At 49.0% G+C, this 21,885-nt stretch carries 22 protein-coding genes and 1 riboswitch; of the genes, 8 read left to right on the top strand and 14 right to left on the bottom strand.

Features of this window, described 5'->3' with window-relative positions; all coding sequences use genetic code 11:
• The first annotated feature begins 181 nt into the window (after nucleotides 1–181).
• The 3 genes from purU (at nucleotide 182) to ACFSB2_RS03430 (ending at nucleotide 2,313) form a co-directional block, all read left to right on the top strand.
• Nucleotides 182–1,042: a formyltetrahydrofolate deformylase gene (gene purU / locus ACFSB2_RS03440; protein ID WP_377941284.1), complete on the top strand. Its 861-nt coding sequence runs from the start codon at nucleotides 182–184 to the stop codon at nucleotides 1,040–1,042.
• Nucleotides 1,043–1,136: 94 nt separating this feature from the next.
• A complete protein-coding gene (locus tag ACFSB2_RS03435) occupies nucleotides 1,137–1,499 on the top strand; it encodes a hypothetical protein (protein ID WP_377941283.1) in 363 nt (120 codons plus the stop codon).
• 529 nt (nucleotides 1,500–2,028) lie between these two features.
• On the top strand, nucleotides 2,029–2,313 hold the full coding sequence (locus ACFSB2_RS03430; protein WP_377941281.1) for a HesB/YadR/YfhF family protein: 285 nt from the start codon (nucleotides 2,029–2,031) through the stop codon (nucleotides 2,311–2,313).
• Between the two features lie 114 nt (nucleotides 2,314–2,427).
• Here the strand turns inward: ACFSB2_RS03430 and ACFSB2_RS03425 are convergent, their stop codons facing one another.
• From ACFSB2_RS03425 to ACFSB2_RS03400, 6 genes are all read right to left on the bottom strand, one after another.
• A complete protein-coding gene (locus ACFSB2_RS03425; RefSeq protein ID WP_377941278.1) occupies nucleotides 2,428–2,826 on the bottom strand; it encodes a VOC family protein in 399 nt (132 codons plus the stop codon).
• A complete protein-coding gene (locus ACFSB2_RS03420; protein ID WP_377941526.1) occupies nucleotides 2,783–3,607 on the bottom strand; it encodes a phosphosulfolactate synthase in 825 nt (274 codons plus the stop codon). Before ACFSB2_RS03420 ends, ACFSB2_RS03425 begins: the two co-directional genes overlap by 44 nt.
• A 208-nt stretch (nucleotides 3,608–3,815) precedes the next feature.
• Nucleotides 3,816–4,586 (bottom strand): sirohydrochlorin chelatase, encoded by a 771-nt coding sequence (locus tag ACFSB2_RS03415; protein WP_377941276.1) that lies wholly within the window; start codon nucleotides 4,584–4,586, stop codon nucleotides 3,816–3,818.
• Nucleotides 4,583–6,025, bottom strand: coding sequence for a uroporphyrinogen-III C-methyltransferase (cobA, locus tag ACFSB2_RS03410; RefSeq protein WP_377941275.1), 1,443 nt, complete (start codon nucleotides 6,023–6,025; stop codon nucleotides 4,583–4,585). The genes ACFSB2_RS03415 and cobA overlap by 4 nt, the downstream gene beginning before the upstream one ends.
• An 18-nt stretch (nucleotides 6,026–6,043) precedes the next feature.
• Nucleotides 6,044–7,735: an NADPH-dependent assimilatory sulfite reductase hemoprotein subunit gene (locus ACFSB2_RS03405; protein WP_377941273.1), complete on the bottom strand. Its 1,692-nt coding sequence runs from the start codon at nucleotides 7,733–7,735 to the stop codon at nucleotides 6,044–6,046.
• 33 nt (nucleotides 7,736–7,768) lie between these two features.
• Nucleotides 7,769–8,473, bottom strand: a complete 705-nt coding sequence (locus ACFSB2_RS03400; protein WP_377941271.1) for a phosphoadenylyl-sulfate reductase — start codon at nucleotides 8,471–8,473, stop codon at nucleotides 7,769–7,771.
• 110 nt (nucleotides 8,474–8,583) lie between these two features.
• Here ACFSB2_RS03400 and ACFSB2_RS03395 point away from each other — a divergent pair, with 110 nt between their 5' ends.
• Both ACFSB2_RS03395 and ACFSB2_RS03390 read left to right on the top strand, forming a co-directional pair.
• Nucleotides 8,584–9,069 (top strand): precorrin-2 dehydrogenase/sirohydrochlorin ferrochelatase family protein, encoded by a 486-nt coding sequence (locus ACFSB2_RS03395; RefSeq protein ID WP_377941269.1) that lies wholly within the window; start codon nucleotides 8,584–8,586, stop codon nucleotides 9,067–9,069.
• Nucleotides 9,070–9,133: 64 nt separating this feature from the next.
• Nucleotides 9,134–9,829: a L,D-transpeptidase family protein gene (locus ACFSB2_RS03390; protein WP_377941267.1), complete on the top strand. Its 696-nt coding sequence runs from the start codon at nucleotides 9,134–9,136 to the stop codon at nucleotides 9,827–9,829.
• A gap of 69 nt (nucleotides 9,830–9,898) precedes the next feature.
• On the opposite strand, the gene pepF is transcribed toward ACFSB2_RS03390, so the two are convergent.
• Entirely contained in the window at nucleotides 9,899–11,704 is a 1,806-nt protein-coding gene (gene pepF / locus ACFSB2_RS03385; protein WP_377941265.1) for an oligoendopeptidase F, read from the bottom strand.
• Nucleotides 11,705–11,959: 255 nt separating this feature from the next.
• Here pepF and ACFSB2_RS03380 point away from each other — a divergent pair, with 255 nt between their 5' ends.
• Together ACFSB2_RS03380 and ACFSB2_RS03375 are read left to right on the top strand one after the other, a co-directional pair.
• The gene (locus tag ACFSB2_RS03380) at nucleotides 11,960–12,268 is read left to right on the top strand and encodes a folylpolyglutamate synthase/dihydrofolate synthase family protein (RefSeq protein WP_377941261.1); all 309 of its coding nucleotides are present in this window, start codon (nucleotides 11,960–11,962) and stop codon (nucleotides 12,266–12,268) included.
• Nucleotides 12,269–12,405: 137 nt separating this feature from the next.
• Nucleotides 12,406–12,538: riboswitch (cyclic di-AMP (ydaO/yuaA leader) on the top strand.
• Entirely contained in the window at nucleotides 12,538–13,113 is a 576-nt protein-coding gene (locus ACFSB2_RS03375; RefSeq protein ID WP_377941259.1) for a C40 family peptidase, read from the top strand. It overlaps the preceding riboswitch by 1 nt.
• A gap of 79 nt (nucleotides 13,114–13,192) precedes the next feature.
• Here the strand turns inward: ACFSB2_RS03375 and ACFSB2_RS03370 are convergent, their stop codons facing one another.
• The 6 genes from ACFSB2_RS03370 to ACFSB2_RS03345 form a co-directional block, all read right to left on the bottom strand.
• On the bottom strand, nucleotides 13,193–14,797 hold the full coding sequence (locus ACFSB2_RS03370; RefSeq protein WP_377941256.1) for a GGDEF domain-containing protein: 1,605 nt from the start codon (nucleotides 14,795–14,797) through the stop codon (nucleotides 13,193–13,195).
• 63 nt (nucleotides 14,798–14,860) lie between these two features.
• Entirely contained in the window at nucleotides 14,861–15,454 is a 594-nt protein-coding gene (locus tag ACFSB2_RS03365) for a DUF2087 domain-containing protein (RefSeq protein WP_377941253.1), read from the bottom strand.
• 132 nt (nucleotides 15,455–15,586) lie between these two features.
• Nucleotides 15,587–16,687 (bottom strand): GerAB/ArcD/ProY family transporter, encoded by a 1,101-nt coding sequence (locus ACFSB2_RS03360; RefSeq protein WP_377941252.1) that lies wholly within the window; start codon nucleotides 16,685–16,687, stop codon nucleotides 15,587–15,589.
• A gap of 31 nt (nucleotides 16,688–16,718) precedes the next feature.
• Entirely contained in the window at nucleotides 16,719–17,918 is a 1,200-nt protein-coding gene (locus tag ACFSB2_RS03355) for a Ger(x)C family spore germination protein (protein ID WP_377941250.1), read from the bottom strand.
• A gap of 27 nt (nucleotides 17,919–17,945) precedes the next feature.
• Entirely contained in the window at nucleotides 17,946–19,520 is a 1,575-nt protein-coding gene (locus ACFSB2_RS03350; RefSeq protein ID WP_377941249.1) for a spore germination protein, read from the bottom strand.
• Nucleotides 19,521–19,696: 176 nt separating this feature from the next.
• Entirely contained in the window at nucleotides 19,697–20,224 is a 528-nt protein-coding gene (locus ACFSB2_RS03345; RefSeq protein ID WP_377941247.1) for a hypothetical protein, read from the bottom strand.
• 153 nt (nucleotides 20,225–20,377) lie between these two features.
• Between ACFSB2_RS03345 and ACFSB2_RS03340 the strand changes: the two genes are divergently transcribed.
• The gene (locus ACFSB2_RS03340; RefSeq protein WP_377941245.1) at nucleotides 20,378–21,580 is read left to right on the top strand and encodes a macrolide family glycosyltransferase; all 1,203 of its coding nucleotides are present in this window, start codon (nucleotides 20,378–20,380) and stop codon (nucleotides 21,578–21,580) included.
• Here ACFSB2_RS03340 and ACFSB2_RS03335 read toward each other — a convergent pair.
• Nucleotides 21,570–21,698: a hypothetical protein gene (locus ACFSB2_RS03335; RefSeq protein WP_377941244.1), complete on the bottom strand. Its 129-nt coding sequence runs from the start codon at nucleotides 21,696–21,698 to the stop codon at nucleotides 21,570–21,572. The genes ACFSB2_RS03340 and ACFSB2_RS03335 overlap by 11 nt on opposite strands.
• Nucleotides 21,699–21,885 lie beyond the last annotated feature (187 nt).

Raw genomic sequence — 21,885 nt, 5'->3', positions numbered from 1 at the left:
TGTTGCAGAATGCATTCCTCCTATGGCAGCGCTTGCGCATCGCCGCTCAAAATAGCTGAACGTTTTGCAAACTCAAGTGGATTTGGCCTACGTATTTTCATTTTAGCACCACATACCGATTGACGTGTAGCACTCGGTTAGCTAGCATCTTAGCAAACAGACAAAGTGGAGGGCTTCATTCATGACACAGGTAACAAGGGGCCGGCTGTTGATAGCCTGTCCGGATCAAAAAGGGATTGTCGCAGCAGTCGCCAAATTTCTGTTCGATCTCGATGCAAACATCGCCGCTTCAGATCAATATTCCACCAATGTCGAAGGCGGCACTCTGTTTATGCGGATCGAATTTGACATGGCGAACTTGCCGGATCGAGAAAACGAGCTCTGTGACAAATTTGCGCTTGTGGCGGAACAGTACCAGATGAAATGGCAATACGCCCCGGCGAGTCGCCGCAAACGCATGGCCATTTTTGTTTCCAAAGAGACGCACTGTCTGCAGGAACTTTTGTGGGAATGGCAAAGTGGCCAATTACATACGGACGTGGCCATGGTCATCAGCAATCACGACGACGCGCGGTCGCTCGTCGAGCCGCTCGGGGTGCCTTTTCATCACGTGCCCGTGACAAAAGATGATAAAGCGGCCGCCGAATCCGCCCAATTGGCGCTTTTGGGCCAAGATATCGACGTGATCGTCCTGGCGCGCTACATGCAGATTTTGTCGCCTGCTTTTCTGGAGCACTATCCCTACAAGATGATCAATATCCACCACTCGTTCCTCCCTGCCTTCATTGGGCGCAACCCATATCAACGGGCTTACGACAGAGGCGTGAAGTTGATTGGCGCCACGGCCCATTATGTCACCGCCGAATTGGACGAAGGTCCAATCATCGAGCAGGAGGTACATCGTGTCAACCACCACTACGACGCACACGCGCTGCGGATTACGGGGCGTCAAGTGGAACGCGCCGCATTGGCGCGCGCCGTCAAATGGCATTTGGACGACAAAGTCATTGTCCACGAAAACAAGACCATCGTCTTCGCCTAATTTGGCTTGCTTGGGATGCCCCGCACCAGGGCATACGCCCTTTCCCCCAGACTTCATCGGACATATGTTGGGATGAAGGAAGGGGGAATGCAGCATGGCACATCCTTTGTACCCTGTTGCGAAAAAACTGGTTGGAAAGCATGTCCATGCGCACCATGTCAGCGGCCGCATATATCAGGGCTATCTGCACAATGTCAACAGTCGCGGCATCTACTTGATGCAAACAGGTCATGCTTCCACACAAGGCGCAGAAGCCGATGTTCGAACACTGAATCAAGCCAATGAGGGCGATTTGGACACGGTCTATTTTCCTGCAGGTTACTTCGCCTTCGGCGCGCTGACAGGTCTGACCTTGGGCGCACTTGCATCACGCCCTCCGTACTATGGATATGGAGGATATTATGGTGGCTACGGATATGGTGGATATGGCGGGTACGGCGGACCGTATATGTGGTAACAAAACTGCACAATGAACCACGGCGCAGAATGCCGCACCAGCTGAGCAGATACATGAAGATAAAGTTAATCAGAGCGGCACCAAGAAGGCCGATTTATATTCCAAGACGGAAGATGCCGACATGGCATCTTCTATTTTCATCATTGCAGTAGGCCAACGTATATCATGTGGCCACGGAAACATGTTGACGATAAACAAATAGACCGCCCTTTCCCGTAACAAGATCGGCGGTCTATCTCCCCAGGCGAGGCACAGCCCCTTAACGGGCGACTGCTGCTTGGTACATAAGACGGGGTCATTCGGTGTTCGCGTACCGTATGGCCCTTTTTATGTTCCCCCTCTATTCATGTTTTTTTAGTATAGTCATCTATCTTCTGTATACGCAATGGTGCTTGACCAATCCGAAGAATATGACGATGAAACGCGATTCATCGCTAGAAAAATCATCGCCGCACATCGTGTAACACCAGCACAACTTGTGCTATCGTTTAGAAAAAGGCGATATCGTCAACAACTGGAGGGAAATCGCATGGACATCATTATCAATGATTCGGCGATACAGTGGCTCAAAGAGGAATTCGGACTCGAACAAGGGGATGCCGTGCGCATTATGACGCGATATGGCGATTCCACTGCGCACCCTGGCTTTGCGCTCACCTTGTCTGTTGAACGTCCTCATGATGTGGCATTTGCCGCGAAGCAAGACGGCATTGAATTGTTTGTCAAAGAACAAGATGCCTGGTATTTTGATGATCACGACCTGTACGTCAGTTACGATAAAAACAATGACCATCTTTCCCTCGACGTCAAATAATCAACTTTCACTCACTCGGCACGCCAAGATAAACAGACATATACAGATCACAGGCGCCACGTACACCTGCTAAGGTGTCCACTGGCGCCTGTGTGTTGAACTCGCAATCCGTCTTTAGTACATCATACGTGGATCATAATAGTATTTAAACTCCAGCAGATTATTGGAGGGATCCTGCAAGAAGTACGTCAAATGCTCCTCTATCAGCCCTTCAAATCGCGTGCTCAAGTCACGAAAGAAAGTGACCTCTCGCTGTTTGGCAAGCTTGTACAAATTGTCAAATTGGGACTTTTCTGAAAAAGTAATGCCAAAATGCCGAGGATACATCTGCGGTTCTTCATCGAACTGATCAGACAAATGACAAACCACTTGATCTCCGAAAAAATCCAACGTAATCCGGTCATGGTATCGACGCGCCAGTTTACACCCCAATTTTTTCACATAAAAATCAAAAGCCTCATCCAGATCTCTAGCTGGAATGGCTAAATGGAACACCGTGTTGGCGTCGCGCATAGCTGTTTTCCTCCTCCTCTTCAAATAACATCAGCGTGTCCGACCGGAGCCCCAAACGAAGGGTCTCCAAGGCAATGACATCCGCGAAGGAAATATTTGCAAGATTTACATTTGCGCCAACGAGTTCAATGAGATTTGTCTGCATGTCTTTGTTCGGGGCTTCAAAAATTAGGTGGTTGTGATCAATATCCGTGGCAAGAATCGCTTCCAGCACATCCATGCGCATGCTACCGTCGTTCAAACAGATACCGCTTGTCCCAGATTCGCGCGCTTCCAATATCACCTTCGTCGCGCCAAATCGCAGATCCTCTTGTATGGCTTCGATCCACCGCTTTGTCGTCAGTCCCAACGACTTTTCCTGGTCCTTGAACCCAACTTCACTCAGCACCTGAAAATCCTTGGCAAACAAGTTGACAAACCGCGCCTTCTCTGTGTTCGGCATTGGGATTGTCCCATTGGAAATCTCCACGTATTTACAACCGTAATCAAGACAATATGCCCGATAATCTTTTGTTTTTCCTTGCACATAAAATTTCTCGAACAGTGTACCGCCAAAAAAATAATCCACTTGGTGGGATTGCAGGCAAGAGATTTTCGCGTTTAATGTAGACGAAATGACGGATGTGCCCCAACCAAATTTGATGATGTCAATCAATTGATGATGACTTTCGATAATATCTTCAAAATGGTGGAGTGGGACACCATTGTCAATCAAAACAGTCCACCCGTGATCACGACTTTTTTCCGGCCTTTGAGGCAACGTAAGCGCTTTTGTGTTCATTGCCATCGGCATAATTTCGTCCACCTCCAACGCCAATCTTTAGGCAAATTCTAATGGACGGAGATTGAAACTAGATTGAATTTTTTCAATTGCCGTTGTAGAACACCAATGGTGTTTTGGGGACAAATATGCCACTGCAAAATACGGGACGTAAAAAACCCCCCATCTCCATGAGGGGAAGAGACATGCAGGTATACTTCCGACAGACCTACTCTGATACGACCGGATCGCAAAGCTGCACAAGCGCCGAAGACACGCGCTGGGTTACGAGGTCAAGAAAAAGCGGGTGGAGGCCGAGATGGCTTGCAATGTGAATCTCTATATCTGCGTTGTCGCGCCAAGCTTCCACTCTATCCGGCAAGGTGTCTGTCAACCAGCCTTGAAACCAGAGATAGGGCAAAAGCATAATTTGGCCCCAACCGTCTGCACGGAGACGGGTGAGCACATTTTCCAGGGATTCTCCCGTACCAGCCAGATAGCCGACTTCGACCAAACCGCCCTGCAGGCGCGCGCGAATGGCCTGTGCAACGCCCTGATTGGCGCGTTGCGCCTCTTCGTCTTTATTTCCTCGACCAACCAGCACAACTGCTGTGGTGTGTCCCAGATCCTCGACGCCCTGTTCCTGCAACCGAGCGAGCGCCACATCGACCAGCGCTGTCGCCTCACCGAAGGGCGGTAAAAGCGAAAACGACAAATGTGGATGCTTGTTTTGGACGGTCGCCAACTCTGACGGGATATCCTCCTTCATATGCCCCGCTGCAAACAGAAAAAAGGGCACACAAACAACAAACGTCACACCTTGCCGGATCAACTCGTCCACGCCAGATGCAATATCAGGCTTTTGCAGTTCGAGAAATGCGTGCGCGCACGGGATCGACCTGGATAAACGAGATCGCACGGCGCTGACAAATGACAAAAACTCATCAATTCCCGCCTGGCGGCGCGTGCCGTGGCCAATAAACAGTAAACCGATGGTCATTTGGCGTGCACCACCGTACTCTTTTGTGACGAAAGCTGGGCCGCAACCTCGATCGCCGTCTGCGCACGGCTGCTATGCCCCTCATCCTCGTCAAACGAAATGCGGCGTGTATCAGACGGCAACTTTAAACCAAGCAGATCCGTGAGCAATGGCGCGGCATCAGCGGTCGACCAAGCCGCTTCGACTGGCCCCTCATCCAGCCAGGCTTGCGCAAGCGCAAGCCAAGACGAGCTGGAAGCCAATTCATATGCCGCGAACGTTTGCACACGCCCAATTTTGGCAGTATCAGCTTGAAACGTGTTTGCTTCCACCCACCACGGTATTCCATCCTGCACTTGCAGCGCCTTAGCACCGATGGCGTCCGCAAACAGTCCGTATGTCTGCAGTTGTTCGCCCAATCGTTCATTGGCCACCGCAAAAGACACCGCGTGAAGTTTGCGCACGTCCAGTCTTTGCGTCTTCATCCGACGGAAAAAGTAAGACAGTCCGAGCGCACTCTGAAAGTACAGACCCGTCGGGCCATTGGATGTCACAAGTTGCTGCAACAACGCATCCAACTGTAGATTGTCCGGCGCAGCCAGTTGCTCGACACTGATGGCCAACGCTTCTGCACCTTGGGCCTCCACACTTTGCGCCATCTCTTCGGCTTGCGCTCGCGTGCTTGCGGCGACCAAGATGCGCCGCCCCATCAATGGCAGGCATTCATACCAGGACAGCGCCTCACGCGCTTTGACCACGTCACCAATGACAATGACGGCCGGCGCGCGAAAACGCGCCTGCTCGGCCTGTTCGACGATATTTTCCAACGTTCCCACCAATGTCGCCTGCGCCGCGCGCGTTCCCCAGCGGATGAGCGCGACTGGCGTGTCCAATCGCTTGCCAGCGCGCACAAGGCTTTGGACGATACCATCAAGTTGACGCACGCCCATCAGGACGACCAGCGTTTCGCCCGTCGCCGCCAAGGTTTCCCACTCGACATCATCTTGTCCAACACATCGATGGCCAGTGACAACCGTAAAACCAGGTGAAACATTGCGATAGGTGACGGGAATCCCCGCATAAGCTGGCACACTGACCGCCGAAGTGATGCCCGGCACCACTTCCCAAGCAATACCCGCTTCGGTCAGCACCTTCGCTTCTTCCCCACCGCGCCCAAACACAAACGGATCCCCGCCTTTGAGGCGCACGACGTTCAACCCGCGGCGCGCCAAGCGGATGAGCAATCGCTCGATATCCTCTTGCGGCATGGTGTGATCCTCTGCCGCCTTCCCCACATAATGCAGTTCAACATCCGGCCTGGCCATGCTCAAAAGGCGCGGTGAAGCCAATCTATCGTAGACGATGGCATCCGCCCGTTCGAGGCAACGCCTGCCTTTCAGCGTGATCAGCCCCGCGTCCCCCGGACCAGCGCCGACCAAGTAAACTGTACCGTTTGCCATCGTCTCACCTCCTGATACTTATGAAACTGGTGTAAAGCGCTCCTGCAATGCCTCAATGCCCACACGGGCGCAAAAATCGCCAAACGACTCGCCATGCTGCCGCTCCGCTTTGAACATTTTCAGCACCGGCACCAGCGTAGGCACCAATTCTGCCACAGGCACCATTTCTTTATACAACTGATTCAGCCGTGTGCCAGCGACGTTTGCGCCAAGGAACACGTCATACTTGCCGATGATCCGGCCGACAAAGCCAATCTGCGCGATATATGGGCGCGCGCAACCATTTGCGCAACCAGTCATCCGCACACTGATGGGCTCATCCGCCAAGCCAATTTCTTTGAGCGCGCCTTCCAACTCACGAACCACCGACGGCAGCGCACGCTCCGACTCCGCAATCGCCAAGCCGCATGTCGGCATCGCCGGGCAAGCCATCGAGTTCAACAGAACCGGACTGTGTTCACCAGCCAGTGGGAAGCCCGCCCCGCGCAGCTTTTGTTCGATCTCGCTGACTTGTTCCGCAGTCAACCCAGTCAAAATCAGGTTCTGCTGCGTCGTCATCCGCACACCAGGTCGATATGTTGTCACGATGTCTCGCAACAATGACTTCAAAGGCAATTCTTCCGTATCTCGAATACGTCCATTCTCGATAAACAAGCCCAAATGGACTTTGCCATTTACGCCTTCAATACGACCAAGTGGGTCGTGAGAAGTTTCCCATTTCAACTCGCGCGGTGGCGTCAGTTTATATCCCAACCGTTCTTCAACCTGTTCACGGAACCACTCAATGCCGCGTGCTTCAATCAAATACTTCATGCGAGCAAACTTGCGCACTTCACGATTGCCGTGATCGCGTTGAACAGTGACGATGGTTTGGCATGTCTTCACCAGTTCATCCGGCCGGACAAAGCACAGCGGCAGCGCCAATTGCGGGTGCGTCTTCTTATCGCTGGCGATACGTCCCATGCCGCCGCCAATCACCAACGTGTACCCGGCCACATCGTCTCCGTCGCGGTGAGCCACAATGCCGATATCATTGGAATAAATATCCGCGCTATTGTCCCCTTCATAGGTAAAGGCAATCTTGAACTTGCGTGGCAAATATGTTTTGCCGTACATCGGCTCGACCGTTTCTTCCTCATTCAAGTCGAGTTTTTCCCCATCCAGCCAAATTTCGTGATATGCGTTTGTCTTGGCTGATGTGCCATCGACCACCGCCAACAAATCCTTGCGGACCTTGTCATAAAACGGCCCCTCATGCGGCGCGCCACTGGTGACAATGTTACGAACCTGATCGCCACAGCCGCCTAGGGTGGTGATCAACACGTCGTTGATGGATTTGATGGTCTCTTTTAAATTCGACTTGAGAATGCCATGAAGTTGAAATGTCTGGCGCGTCGTAATGCGCATGGTATTATTGCCATATGTTTCGGACAATTTATCGAATTGCAAATACTGGTCAGCGTCCATCACGCCGCCAGGAATCCGAGCGCGTATCATCATCATGTAATGGCGCTCTTTGCCTTCCTTGACCAGTTGCCGCCGCAAATCTCTGTCGTCCTGCTGGTAGACGCCATGAAATTTGAGCACTTGTATATTTTCTTCTGCAAAGTGACTTGTCTCATCTTGTAGTGCTTCGGGCAAACTGCCGCGCAAATAATCGCTTTCCAGTTTGATTTGTTCAACTTTTGACAACTTCTTATCGTCGGCCAACCAGTTTCACCTCTCCCAATTTAGACAGTTCAATCAACCTGTAGGATGCAACCCGCATTCGGTTTTGTCAAAACCAGCCCAACGTCCGCTTCGGGGATCTTCACCCGGGTTCACCGGACGCGTGCAATGCAAGCAACCAATGCTCGGATAGTTCTGATCATGCAGAACATTATACGGCACTTCGTTTTGCTTAATATATCTCCAAACTTGACCTTCGGTCCAGCGAACGAGCGGATTCACTTTTATCAAACCAAATTTCTCATCCCACTCAAACACTTTGGAGTTCGCTCTTGTCGGCGCTTGATCGCGTCGGATGCCTGTAATCCAGCCGTCATACTCGGTCAATACCTGTGTCAGGGGTTGTACCTTGCGGATATTGCAGCATTGATTCGGTTCCCGCGCCCAAAGTTGGTCGCCATACTGCTCTTTTTGTTCGTCCAGCGTCAATTTCGGCAACACTTGACGCAAGTTCGGAAGTCCGTATTTGGCAACCGCTTTTGCTATGAGATCATACGTTTCTTGAAACAACACATTGGTATCTAAGTAAAAAACGTTGGCATTCACGTCGAGTTTCATTAACATATCAAGAAGTACCATATCTTCCGAACCAAAGCTGCATGCCAGCGTCAAATTCGGGATGCGATCTAACGCTTCGCGCAAAATCTCTTGTGGGGTAGCATTTTCAAATTGTTCTGCAAGAATCGGCACCAGATCTTTCGTTGCTAAAGACGTTGCCATTGTACCTTCACCTCAAATTCCGATAAACATTTTGGGTTTTAACCTTGCGCTGAATATAATACTGTAGACATCAGTTGTCAATGTTTTAGCTAAAAGTGAGGAGAATTTTTGTGTACTATGCAGCATTCCTCAATCTGGTCGATAGCACCTGCACCGTCGTTGGCGGCGGCAAAGTGGCAACCCGAAAAGTACAAGGTCTCTTGCGGGCCGACGCCATCGTCACTGTCATTAGCCCAACGCTGACCGAGACCTTGACCAAATGGGTTCAAGAAGGTGTCATACGCCACATTCCCCGCACATATCAAGCTGGGGATTTGGCAGGGGCAAAACTGGTCTTTGCCGCCACCAATGACAGATCCGTCAATCAAGCGGTCAGCGAAGCGGCGAAGGCGGCTGGCATCCTCGCCAACATCGCCGATGCGCCAGACGAGTGTGATTTCATCCTGCCAGCGGTCCATCAGCATGAAGGGATCCAATTGGCGGTCTCCACCGGTGGAAAATCCCCAGCGTTGGCCAAGCATCTGCGCGATGCGCTGGCCCAAGACGTGAAGGACAAAAGAACCCAGTTTTATCAAACATTGAACCAGCGACAATGAGTGCCCTACGCATGTAAAAACAAGTTCCAGTCCACCCTAGTTTGTATCTGGGGGGATGGCACTGATGATACAGTCGCTGCCGAAACATCTACGCGCTATTTGGTGCATCTTTACATTCATCGCGCTCATCTCATGGGCGCTGCCCGTGCAGGCTCAAACCACTCTCCATACAACCCAGCCGTCGCGATTCGAACTTCGCATTGATCTCTCATCTCCTATGTTAAAGGTTTATCAAGACGGCAAACTGTATCGCACGTTTGCCGTGGCCCTCGGCAAACCAGAAACCCAAACACCAATTGGCACATGGCATATCGTGCAAAAAGCCGAAAATTGGGGCAAAGGGTTTGGCACACGTTGGCTCGGTCTTGATGTCTCATGGGGGACCTACGGCATCCATGGCACCAACCGTCCCGCATCAATTGGCCACTACAGCAGCCACGGTTGCGTGCGCATGCGCAATGGAGATGTAGAACAGTTGTACAAAATGATTCCGATCGGCACACCCGTCATCATCACAGGCAACCCGCTCAACCACATCCGCAAATTGGAGTATGGCGACATCGGCGCAGACGTTCAACTCGTGCAAAAACAGTTGCAGCGCGCTGGCTACCTGCGCGATACGTGTGATGGGCGGTTTGAGCAAAGTACGGAGTTTGCGTTGATATTCTACGAGTTGACGCACCAATTGCCGATGGACGGTGAAGTCAGCATGGAGGATTATGACGCGATGGGATTGATTCACAAGCCAACAGCCAAATGAGTAAGGAGGCCGCAGCCATGGTTGCTCATTTGGAAACAGGGCGCGTTCCCCACGCGCCCTGTCACCTTATCAGGCAAAACTTTGCACCAACTCGTCCACCAATGAACCGACATAAGCGACCGCTTTGCGAATCGGATCAGGCGTCGTCATATCCACGCCCGCCATCTTCATCAATTCCAGCGGTTCAAGCGTGCCACCCGCCTTCAAAACATCAAGCCACCGATCCACAGCCGGTTGTCCCTCTTCCCGAATCAACTGCGCAATCGCCGTAGACGCCGTCAGGCCAGCTGAATAGGTGTAGGGGTACAAGCCCATGTAATAATGCGGTTGGCGCATCCAAGTCAATGTTGCACCCTCGTCGATCTCGACCGTATCTCCCCAGAAATTGCGCAATAGCTCACCTTTTTGTTCACAGAGCACATTCGCCGTGATCGGCTTTCCAGCCTCTGCCAAGCTGTAGACGCGGCGTTGCAGTTCGCCTTCCAATAAATGTGTGACAAAATTGTGGTAATACGTATTCAGGAACTGAGTTATCACCCAGCGACGCATCTGTGGATCTTCCGATTTATCCAGAATGTGCTGACCGAGGATCAGTTCGTTCATGGTGGAGGGCGCTTCAATGAAATACGTAGACGGGCGTGTATTCATGATGCGCTGATAGCGATTTGCCAGACCGAAATGGCCAGCGTGGCCCAATTCGTGCGCCAGAATGAACGCGCCGCGCATGTTATCGGTCCAGGTCATCAATATATAAGGATGAACGCCATACGGACTGGAACAAAACGCGCCTGTCGCCTTGCCAACATTATCAGCGAGATCGACCCAGCGCTCCGCAAGCGCCGTTTCGATGATGGCCGTGTATTCAGGCCCCAAAATCGACAACGCTTCGAGAATGACGTTCGACGCCTCGGCAAATGTGGTGGCCGGATTAAAGCCGCCGTCGATGGGCACCTTTAAATCACAGTGCCTCATTTGTGGAAGTCCCAGCAAACGTTGTTTCAACTGCGCGAATTTGCGCATGTGAACGGCCAACTCATTCTGAATGATATCCAACTGGTTGTTGTACATCTCAATAGTCACATGTTGCGGTTGCAGGAGCATATGCGTGACCGATTCATACTTGCGCAGCCGCGCTTGCACGACTTGCTTTTTGACCTCTGTGGCATATGTCGCAGCGATGCCATGCTGATACTGACGCAACGTATTGACAAATGAATCGTACGCCTTATGGCGAATCTCCGTATTGGCTGTCAGTTCATATTGATCTTCATACAGCGCAAAGGAGACTGGCAGCATATCGCCAGATTCGGGATCTTCAATCGGCGCAAACTGCATGTCCGACAGCTTGCTCCGCTGATAAATGGTGTGTGGCGCGCCGAATACTTCACCGAGCGCGGCAAGCGCGCGCTCTGTCTCCTCGGAGAGCATGTGCGGCTTGTATGCCAGCAAATCGTCCAAGAAGCGGCCGAATGCCTGAAGAGACGGTTCCTCTGCCAAGTACCGCTCCACCGTGCCATCGGGCAGCGCCAAAATTTCGGAGTCCATAAAGGACAATGCCTCGCGCACCTGCGAAATGGTCGCGCCCAGGCGCATAGAATTGGCCTGATTCAACGGATTTGTCCCATCTTCATTCGCACGCAGCGACGCGTATGTCGCAACGCGCACAATGCGCATCTGCAAAGCTTCATGAGCAGATAGGCAGTCGAGAAGCGCTGACGCGCCTTCGCCAAGCCGTCCTTTGTATGCGGTCACCGTGGAGGCCTGTTCGGCCACCTCCGCAAGCGCCGTTTCCCATGCTTCCACCGAAGGAAACAAATCCGCCAAATTCCAAGTCATTTCAACCGGCACTTCCGAACGCGTGAAACGTGTTCCCATCAAAAATATGCCCCTTTCAACATAAATCACCATCAGCCCTGTGGAGAATTTGTACAAAGCCCTTTCCGTCCTGCTTTGTTGAAGGCTCAAAATATTTCGCTTCCCAAAACTATTTCCATTATAGACGAACCTTTTGTGATAAACGACTCGACTCTTTTGAATTTTAAAGGTAAGCAGTTCATGCATGGTAATCTAAGTTAAAGATACTGTGCCGCTGAGTGGCACAACTGCTCCACGGCGGGAGGCGTTTTACCGATGACGAAAACACAATTGAACCAACATTTGACGAACTACACGCAAGCCATAGAATGGATTTCTAATTTGGAGCGTTTCGGCGTCGTGCCAGAATTACAGAGAATTCGCTTTTTGTTAAAAGAGCTAGGCAACCCCGAAACGGAAGTAAAGTTCATCCACGTCGCCGGCACGAATGGCAAAGGGTCCACTTGCGCATATTTGGCCCACGTGCTTGCGCAGTGCGGCTATGGTGTCGGACTATTCACCTCACCCAATATTGGTAAATTCACAAACCGAATACGCTTCAACGAGGAAGCCTTGAAATCATGATTGAGCCTCACGGGATCAAGACACGGATCCACGATGACGTAATCAAAAGACTCCACCACCGCAACATCCACAAAATGTAATCTCGCCCTCCATTCTCATAATGAAAATCTGCATAGACATGTTACGCTATGTAGACAACAACAAAACAGCCGAATCCTGCATGGCAGGTACGGGGGATATTTTATTTTTTTGGGGTGAATGTGGATTCCACACGGGCGCTCTCCAGTCCGAACCCGTCAACTAACCTCGGAGGCACTTAGGAGGATATAATGAAAATTAAACATATAGCTTCAGCGGTGATTTCTTTCTCGATCACAGCCGTATTTGGCATGTCCATTGCCTTTGCTGCGCCTGCCACTACAGCGTCAGACGTCGCCCAGGTGACTCATACGACGTCCACGGCGTTGCCACCTGGTGTAACGTACAATAAAAACATCAAACCCAAAGCGGCGCGCACAGCTACAGCAAAGCAAAAATTCCGTGCCGTCCTGAGTGTCGCGCAAAGCAAATTGGGCACACGATATGAATGGGGCCACAATGAAGACCGCGGTCAATACGGTTTTGATTGCTCCAACTATACAGCTTACGTCTACAATCACGCGCTCGGTTACAAGATGAGCGGTGCATCACAGGTGCAATATCATTCCGTCGGTTGGAAAATCGCACGCTCCAACATGCAACCAGGCGATTTGGTCATATTTGAAAAAGGGAAGCACGTCGGAATTTACATCGGCAACGGTGAAATGATCCAATGCGGCGGCGGTTTGGGCAAAGTCGGCTACTTGTCGTTGAAGCCTGGCTCCTATTGGTACAAGCACATCTCGGCCGTACGCCGAATGTTCTAAAGCTCAAACACCATTGTGCATACAGCTGAATACAGCATCCACAGGACATGTGATGGAAAGACTGTCACATGTCCTGTTTTTATTCTGGGCCTGTGATTTTATTTTTTCCACTGCGCTTGCTCATATACTGACGTGCATCTGCCAATTTGTAGCAAGCGAAAAAATCATGCGCCTCATCTGGTAAGAGGATCACGCCCACGGAGGAGGACACACCAGATGCCGCTAAGGGCGACGCTTGCAGAATGGCGTCTATGCGCGCGTTCGCTGCAACGTCCCATCTGTCATGTTCTAAAACCAGAACAAATTCGTCACCGCCTAAACGCGTCGCATGTTCCTTGGCCGTCAAAGCGCTTTGCAGATGATGAGCAAACTGACAGAGCAGTTGATCTCCAGCTTCATGTCCCGCAGAATCATTGAGCGCCTTGAAGCCATCTAGATCACACAACATGAACAACATCCTCTGCGGAGAAGGCTGACTGAAATACACTTCCATGAAATGATGAAGCGCACGACGATTCCAAATACCTGTCAGCGGATCATGATTGACCCAATATTTCAAACGCCGCCTTTGAGCAACCACTTGATGGGCCATAGAAAGCGTTTCCAAGAGATTGGGAATCAATCGTTTAATCACGACATCGGAAGATTCGAAATACAGCGTCAGCACAGCAAACAGTGTGGTTTCATCCCCGACGTAATAGCACAAACCAGCACCTGCCGATGATTCTTCCCGAACATACGGCGGCAAAATTCGTTTGTTTGGTGGTGTCCATATCAAACGGCGGGATCGCCAATGATCACCGATCCGCTGCTCAATCCACGGGATCATATCCACTGCAATTTGTTCCTTGTATGGCGCCAGAATACCAAAGACATCCGCCACCGTCCAATGATCTTCGCTGCGAAGCACGTACACGCCGCCGACGGACTGGCCAATGTCGGCCAGCATATCCCGAAAATGGAGCCAAAGCTGCTGCTCATTTTCGACATGCAACACAAACTGGGACAAATCATGCATCCAGACCAGCACTTGATTTTCCCGTTCCACCGTTTGAATCAACTGATGTTTCATCAGCAATCGCACAAACAGCGAAATATAGGACGCAAAGGCATCGATAAACTGCGCATCATCAAAAAAGTGACGGGCTGTGTAGACACAAACCATCCCTGTAACCGCTTGCTGATGAATGATGGGAACGGTATACCAACCGTCTGCACTACAGGCGAATACCTGTGTCTGTATCGCAATTTCAAAATTGACTTTTGCCTGTGCCCAGCCCTGAGAGATGATGTGCGATGCATCATCCAACCCAACGCGCTCTAGCAATATTTCAGCATAGGACGATTGATTTACCGCATATGTATCTTCCAACGAATTGAGAGAAGCGATATGAACAGCCTCTCTGAATGCCAATCCTAAACTTTCCTCCATCCGATAGTAACTTGAAGCCTCAAAAGGCAACGTGCGCAGGAACGCAACTTGTAGTTCCGCCAGAGAATCCGCGCGCGTTAAGGTTTGTGTCGCTTGGTACAACTGTGATATCCAACGTTCAATCACACTCCGGTCACTCAAATGCGTGCCATTGTTGTCCATCGCCACGATAGTAGTTAGCTCCCCACCTTGAAATAATCCGCCTCGTAGTTCATTTGGCGTTTCTTGACATGGAATTGTCAAGCTCGCCATGAATTATAACATCTTTCTATCCATACAGCAGTGCCTGTCAGGTGGGTAATACAAACGGCTTTGCTAGAGTTTCCGCCAATCCACCCACATTTCCGGTGGGTTTAATTCATAGATCCCGTTTTCCCTATACATATAGTGATTAATGATAAACTCGCGGCGAATGGTGCAATAATCACTGTGAAATCGTTCGATGTACTGATTGATTTCCGCTTCCGGGTATTTCTTTCCCACTTGCAATTCGCGCAGCAAATGTTCAAACACAATCAATTTTTTCTTGCGCTGTGAAGGAATTTGAACCAGCCTGCCCTCCAGAGTAAAGAAATTTCGAATGACTGCATGGCGCAACTTTTCCTGTTCCTCCATATTGGTCTCTCCCTCTTGCGATGATTTAAAAAAGCGCTCATAAACGGCCAAAGCGTTTTGCTTAAACAATGTTTCATTTAAGGAGAAGAAAATTGTGTTTTTGTCCCGTCTTTCGTCGATGACGCCGGCCGCTCGCAATTTGGCAATGTGATGTGTAATGGTCGGCGCAGAGACACCCAGTTTCCCTGCCAGCGCTTGACCATGCAACGGCCCCTTTTTGAGCAAAAAAAGAATTCGAATGCGCGTCGGATCGGCCAATGCTTTATGGTAATTCACCAATTTATCGAGTTGCACGCTTACCTTCCTTTAACAACATTCTAATTAGACATAATTCTAATTATATAGATGTGAAATGTCCAGTCAAAACATGTAGAATGAATCCCCTCAAACGCCTTGCAACGATCCGAGCGTAAGTAAACCCGCGGCTTACGAAGATGGTCGAACCTTTCGCCAAAGCTTTATTTTAGCAATGAGCAACAACAACAGCGGAAGAACGAGTATGTCGACCGGAAACATATAATTTAACCATACGTGTTGTGGATACCAAAACCATGAAAAAGTATCACTGGATGGGAGAATTGCAATGATACATTCAATGGGGCCAAGGAACCATATTGTCCTTCTCCATGACTGAATCCGAAACAATTGACCTATGCCATAACACGTTAAGAAAAAATAAAGCGATACCAATATAAACGCGCCGAATATCGCAATAAACACAATGACCGAGTCGATGTTTCGGATACACGTGTAGAGGGATATAAAGCGGACCATTGAAAAATACGGATCCAGTAAGACGGCAGCGAGATGAGGACCAAATGTGGCGATGACCATGAACGTGGATAGCAATATGACAACGGATGCAAGAGATAGTCCGGATATTGCGGGTTTAACAACCTTTTTCTGTTCACCCATAAAGGGAACAAGGGCCAATAATCCAAATGATACCCCGAAAGCAGAAGTAAAAGAACTCGCGCCTTTTAGTATCGCAGGAAGTCCATTATCAGTCATCACTGGCAGCAAAGCGCCCCATTTCGTGCTGGGCAAATCTAATACAAATGTAATGAAAAAGGCGAACAAAATAATTGGACCAACCACTTCACTAAATCGAGCAATTCCCTCGATACCGCCTCTAAAGGTCAGATAGGCTACAAGTACCATAATTAAAATGACGAGCATGAACACTGGCGTTCTATTAAAAAGAATCCGATGGATTAAATCCAAAATCCCGCGTAATGTAATTGCGTCAGTGATACACCAAGAGAGCAGGTACAGTATGGAAATGATTGTGCCAAATGTCGAGCCAACAATGTCACGACTGTATTCAATCATCGTCTGATTTGGAAACAGCAGACTTAGCGTTAACATCACAACACTGCAGAACATTCCAACCAGGATGGCAATCAGGATGGATACCCACGCGTCTTGTTTTGCAATCTCTATCGTCGGCGAGATAACAAGCCAAATACTCAATGACGACAGTCCTATAAACATGAGCCAGAACAGTTGGGGAGCAGAGATTTTCACGGCGTGTCTCCTCATCACTTGATTCAGTCATTTAACCAACAAAAATATCCCCAGTCTTTAATTCCCCTTCATGCAGAATCGTAAGCTGTGTTTTTACCTCAATTTCGATTTTGGGGAACTCCTGTTGCCAGTTCATCTTTATATGCTTCCATTCTGAAGGATACGTTTGATGAATTTTTTCACCAAAGCCAAAAACATCTGCTTGGTATTGTTCCTGTGTTTTGATGATTAGACGTTGCATCTTGTTCGACACGGTTTTATCGAGTCTTTGTTGTACGACTGCGATATCCCTTAATTCAGATGGTCTCCATTTCGTATGATTCTCGACAATTCGACCAATTCCACTCAAAGTCATTTGAGCAACCATATGCCCTTTGTGTGGCATGATGTGAATCTTTGAATGTAGGTGACTCATTTGCAGACTGATAAGGTTTCCCGATGAGTCCACAGGTTCGGACAAAGTGATGTGTTGTAATCTATTGACACCCCATAAATACAAAAGTGATTGTTCATGCTGAAGGTATCCAACTAATTGGAGCTTACGATTAAAAAGTGCCGTACCGTTTACTGCAAATGCAGGTGATGGCTTACTTTGATCCCGACTGTTACTTGCCATCGAATTCAAATCTGAACCCGTATCAATCACAGGTAAGGTGCCACTTGTCGCATTATTCATTGCGTCGAACAGCAAATTGCGCAATGAAGTTTCGTAAGTACTAACCAATTTTTGCTCTTTCCCTGCCGCTAGCGCAGAAAAGGTTTCAAATGCGTATTTATTTTGCAAAAAATCCTGTGCGGTATCTCCCTTAATAATGAACAGATCTGTACGCAAGGAATTGTCTGGATTCCGTATGAACTCATCTAAATAGGAGCCAATCCCATCGCGTGCAAGTGCTTCACCAATCACAATTGCTTGTCTGTGACCTGTAATTAAATGTCGAGGTAATTTGCTCTGTAAGTTTGTTAATGCATCTGATAAATCCTTTCCACTCGCCATTTCAACTTTGTATCCTGTTGAACCGCTTGCTTCTCCTCCAGCCTCACCTGCCTGCACCGTCGAGTCAGCAAGTTGTACACTGGCGGAGAACGCCCCCTTACCTACTTTGTCCAGTCCTGTGCCAATGATGAAAACGACATCATTGAGTTCCCTGCTATCCCAACACCCTGTTGTACCGAGCAAACACGTCATTATCATGAATACGCTGAAGGAAATATGTCTGCGATTTTTCATCGTAACATACAACCAAGTGACCTTTTGCTATATTTCATTTTTGCCTCGTCCTTTTGTGGAAGCTCTTTGACGATTATTTGATATTAAAGCCGGGCGAAACTTCATGTTCCACCATGGCGCTCGGATCACGGTGTCCTTTAAATTACTTACACTGATTGGAGCAGTCGGACTCATATATGGAATGCCAAATGAGCGCAAGGTAACCATATGGGATAGAATTGCAATGAGTGCAACAGCGATTCCAAAAAACCCTAACCATCCGGCCATGAATAGAACCCCAAAACGCAACAACCGTATTGATGTCCCGAAGTTATATCTAGGTATGGCAAAAGAAGCGATTCCAGTAGAAGCCACAACAATCACCACGGGTGCGGATAAAATACTGGCCTCCACAGCCGCTTGTCCGATAACTAACGAGCCCACAATACTGACGGCTGAACCAATTTCTTTGGGCAGTCGAACACCTGCCTCTCGAAGGCCTTCAAACATACATTCCATGACAAACACCTCAAGGACCACTGGAAATGGAATGATTTCACGAGCCTTTGCGATACTCAGAATGAGGCGATACGGAACCATTTCGGGATGAAACGTCGTGGCCGCAACATAAAAAGACGGAAATGTCAGCGAAATGATCAGCAAAGCGAGCCGGATCCATCGAATTGCTGTGGTATAGAGGAACCGTTCATAATGGTCATCCGCCGCCTGTAATGCAGACCAGAAAGTCATTGGCACAATCAGAACAAAAGGGGTCCCATCGCTCACGATTGCAATTTTCCCCTCGAGTAATGCAGCTGCAACAACGTCAGGTCTCTCTGTATTCTGCACTTGAGGGAAGGGGGAAAAAGAGGTGTCCTCAATGAATTCCTCAATATATCCAGACTCAAGAACTCCGTCAATTTTAATGCCATCAAGGCGGCGGCGGACTTCCTTGAGAATCGATTCGTTTACCAATCCCATGATATAAACGATCACGATGTTGGTATTCGTGATTTCTCCAACTTTCCTCGACTCCACTTTGAGCTTAGGGCTACTGATCCTTTGCCTTATCAAAACTGTGTTTGTCTGTAGGTTTTCATTAAACCCATCCCTTGGACCACGGATATTTCCTTCCGTTTTTGGCTCTTCAATGGCGCGTTCTTTCCCCGCGCTCATGTCCACTGTTAAAGCAACACTTTCACCATCTAGAAAAACGGCTACACTTGATTTCAGGATGTGCTCAATCGCTTCATCCACGGTTCGAACAGTTTTTACTTGAGCAACTGGAACAAGTTCCTTTTCGACAATCTCTTTAAGGCTGTAAATCCGATCTCTCGAATGGGGAGAATAAGAGAAAATCAGCGGTTTTAATAACTCGTCGTCAAGCGTTTTAGTATCCACCATGCCGTTTACAAAAACGAGCAGAAATTTCGCATTTCTCTGTGGTGTTTCAATCGTGCGAAAAGACACGTCTGAACACATGTCAAAGTGCTTCCGAAGGGAACGCTCAACTTCAGTGAGGTCCGTGTATATTGGCTCATTTTGTACACCACTCAACTGTTGTGCATCTGTACCATCAACATCGTGATGTGCGATTCTAAGCCGCTTTATCAGCTTTTTCATAGACCTCACCTCCGCTGATTGTTATTTTCCCAATATTGACGTGAATTATTACTCATTCTTGAGTCTATAAGGCACCAATCAGCACTTTTGTAGAATACGAATATGTCATGTCTGCGATACGAGGAGAACGCCAATGAGGAAATTGAAGGAGGACCACACTCCTCACGCAAGGTCTTTCAATGTTTCTTCTCTCTCGCCATGACACCTTTGCTACTAATCTTTTGAATTGTCGATGTAACCACACCTGTAACGTCACTAATCATGGCACTTTTTTCTTGTTTACCAGATGCGTTCGTGAAAGTGATACCGTACTGAAACGGTCTTGACTCATTTGGAGCGCCTTCAAATGTAAGTGATGATCCATTGTTCAATTTCACTTGTAACCAGTCAGCCCCACCTTGTGATTCCCCGACCACATGCGGTTTGATAGCTTTATCTTTTGGAAGCTGATTGACCAATGAATTGATAAGCGTTGCTGATAGTCCAGCAGATGGATTGACTACAAAACTTCCATCTGCCCCCGGTCCCCATCCTTGAACGCCAATGGAAGATACATCATTGGACGAAATTAACATCCACGATGGTAAATCACTTGAACCTCCTTTATTTGTAACGGCCTTATCGAATTCATCAGTTCCACTCGTTTCACAACCTGCTAACGACAAAATCAAAGCCGTACTCATTCCAAGCAAAAGACGCTTCATTGAACTCCCCCCTCGTATCTATTAGACGTGTACATTGCGCAACTCGTTTCATTCCATATGATATTCTAAACACACGAAGACAAATCGATTTGCGCTTCCGCAGGTTGGTCGATTTTTGCAAATATGAAATCACAGAAATGAAAGGTGATGGCGATGGCGCGTGTTTTGCTGATCAACGCAGGTTCCGAAGGACATATCAATCCAACGCTCGGCGTGGTGCAAGAGCTTACCCGTCGTGGCGAACAGGTGGTTTACGTTACAGGAGAAGCATTTCGCGATCGCGTCGAGGCGGCAGGGGCAGAAGTGATCACGTATGATATGGACAAATTTTTGCAGGCATTCCTTGCTGGAGGTCGCACGCTTTGGGCTCGAATGGGAGGACTTTTGCGCACTGCCGACATCGTCATTCCCAGTGTCCTGGAACAGACAAAAGGAAAGCACTTTGATTACATCATTCATGACTCGATGTTCGGCTGTGGACGTTTGCTTGCCCAAATACTCGGCTTGCCGGCCATCAATTCATGTACGAGCTTTGCCTTTCAACAAGATAACTTTGACAGTCTGAGAGATCATCTCTCGCGCCATATTCCCGCAGACATGAATGAACGTGCGCAGCAGGAGTTTCAGCAGTTGGTCATGAGCGTACAAGCGAAATACAATGTGCAAATCGGATCGTCCTACGAGGTTTTCTGCAATCCCGCACCCCTAACCATCGTCTACACATCGAAACAGTTCCAACCCGGTGGGGAAAACTTCGACGACTCGTACAAGTTTGTTGGACCATCCATCGCCCCACGCGCACATGGTCAATTTGATTTCTCTCATATAGACACGGGCAACCTGATTTACATATCACTCGGCACAGTGTTCAATCAAGCAGTGGATTTTTACAAGCTCTGCTTTGCGGCATTTGCGAACACAAAGTACACGGTCATGCTATCCGTTGGCAGACAGACCCAAATAGCAGAATTGGGCGACATTCCTCCGAATTTCACTGTCCACAACTACGTTCCGCAACTCGAAGTGCTGCAACACGCCAAGTTGTTTATCACACATGGTGGGATGAACAGCACGAGTGAAGGCCTTTACTACGGTGTGCCACTGATTGTGCTTCCCCAAAACGCCGATCAACCGCTGATTGCGCGACGTGTGGCTGAAATCGGTGCAGGCATCCACCTCAACCAAGAAGGGTTAACCGTGGATCAGCTCAGAGCGGCGGTGGAGCGCGTACTCAAGGATGCGTCCGTGCGACAGGCATGCGTTGAGATTGGCGATTCCTTCCGCGCTGCGGGTGGATACCAGCAAGCTGTCCAGGAGATCTTTGCGTATAAACGAAGCCTCGGAATCATGGATTAATATCGTCACGCACGGCCTGCACAACCGCCTCCGGTTTTGCCTGAAATACACCCAGACCGAACCAAGGCATTTCCACGCCGTTGTTCAATGTTGTGGTTTCACGAATACTCTGTACCACCGTATGCACCTCCACAAGAATGTCGCCCTCACCGGCAAAAGGCGAGGGCGCTTGATCACGCCAATCGTTATTCTATATAAGCTGATTTAGCACGTGAAGAAATCGCTTGGTTTGTAGATAGTTTCTTGTAGTATACTGACTATATTCCCATCACTTATGTATCTAGCACAGCGCAAGGACAAAATTC

Source organism: Alicyclobacillus fodiniaquatilis (assembly GCF_042678105.1).
Taxonomy (GTDB): Bacteria; Bacillota; Bacilli; order Alicyclobacillales; family Alicyclobacillaceae; genus Alicyclobacillus; species Alicyclobacillus fodiniaquatilis.
Note: the sequence above shows the minus strand (reverse complement) of the source record. Positions and strands in the feature narration are given on the sequence as shown.

Excerpts from the sequence above, each read along its gene's own strand:
- ACFSB2_RS03380 (WP_377941261.1), top strand. The coding sequence starts at position 11,960 with ATGACGAAAACACAATTGAACCAACATTTGACGAACTACACGCAAGCC.
- ACFSB2_RS03400 (WP_377941271.1), bottom strand. The coding sequence starts at position 8,473 with ATGGCAACGTCTTTAGCAACGAAAGATCTGGTGCCGATTCTTGCAGAA.
- pepF (WP_377941265.1), bottom strand. The coding sequence starts at position 11,704 with ATGGGAACACGTTTCACGCGTTCGGAAGTGCCGGTTGAAATGACTTGG.
- ACFSB2_RS03390 (WP_377941267.1), top strand. The coding sequence starts at position 9,134 with ATGATACAGTCGCTGCCGAAACATCTACGCGCTATTTGGTGCATCTTT.
- ACFSB2_RS03340 (WP_377941245.1), top strand. The coding sequence starts at position 20,378 with ATGGCGCGTGTTTTGCTGATCAACGCAGGTTCCGAAGGACATATCAAT.
- purU (WP_377941284.1), top strand. The coding sequence starts at position 182 with ATGACACAGGTAACAAGGGGCCGGCTGTTGATAGCCTGTCCGGATCAA.
- ACFSB2_RS03435 (WP_377941283.1), top strand. The coding sequence starts at position 1,137 with ATGGCACATCCTTTGTACCCTGTTGCGAAAAAACTGGTTGGAAAGCAT.
- cobA (WP_377941275.1), bottom strand. The coding sequence starts at position 6,025 with ATGGCAAACGGTACAGTTTACTTGGTCGGCGCTGGTCCGGGGGACGCG.
- ACFSB2_RS03370 (WP_377941256.1), bottom strand. The coding sequence starts at position 14,797 with ATGGCGAGCTTGACAATTCCATGTCAAGAAACGCCAAATGAACTACGA.
- ACFSB2_RS03420 (WP_377941526.1), bottom strand. The coding sequence starts at position 3,607 with ATGAACACAAAAGCGCTTACGTTGCCTCAAAGGCCGGAAAAAAGTCGT.
- ACFSB2_RS03345 (WP_377941247.1), bottom strand. The coding sequence starts at position 20,224 with ATGAAGCGTCTTTTGCTTGGAATGAGTACGGCTTTGATTTTGTCGTTA.
- ACFSB2_RS03430 (WP_377941281.1), top strand. The coding sequence starts at position 2,029 with ATGGACATCATTATCAATGATTCGGCGATACAGTGGCTCAAAGAGGAA.
- ACFSB2_RS03415 (WP_377941276.1), bottom strand. The coding sequence starts at position 4,586 with ATGACCATCGGTTTACTGTTTATTGGCCACGGCACGCGCCGCCAGGCG.
- ACFSB2_RS03425 (WP_377941278.1), bottom strand. The coding sequence starts at position 2,826 with ATGCGCGACGCCAACACGGTGTTCCATTTAGCCATTCCAGCTAGAGAT.
- ACFSB2_RS03355 (WP_377941250.1), bottom strand. The coding sequence starts at position 17,918 with ATGAAAAATCGCAGACATATTTCCTTCAGCGTATTCATGATAATGACG.
- ACFSB2_RS03375 (WP_377941259.1), top strand. The coding sequence starts at position 12,538 with ATGAAAATTAAACATATAGCTTCAGCGGTGATTTCTTTCTCGATCACA.
- ACFSB2_RS03350 (WP_377941249.1), bottom strand. The coding sequence starts at position 19,520 with ATGAAAAAGCTGATAAAGCGGCTTAGAATCGCACATCACGATGTTGAT.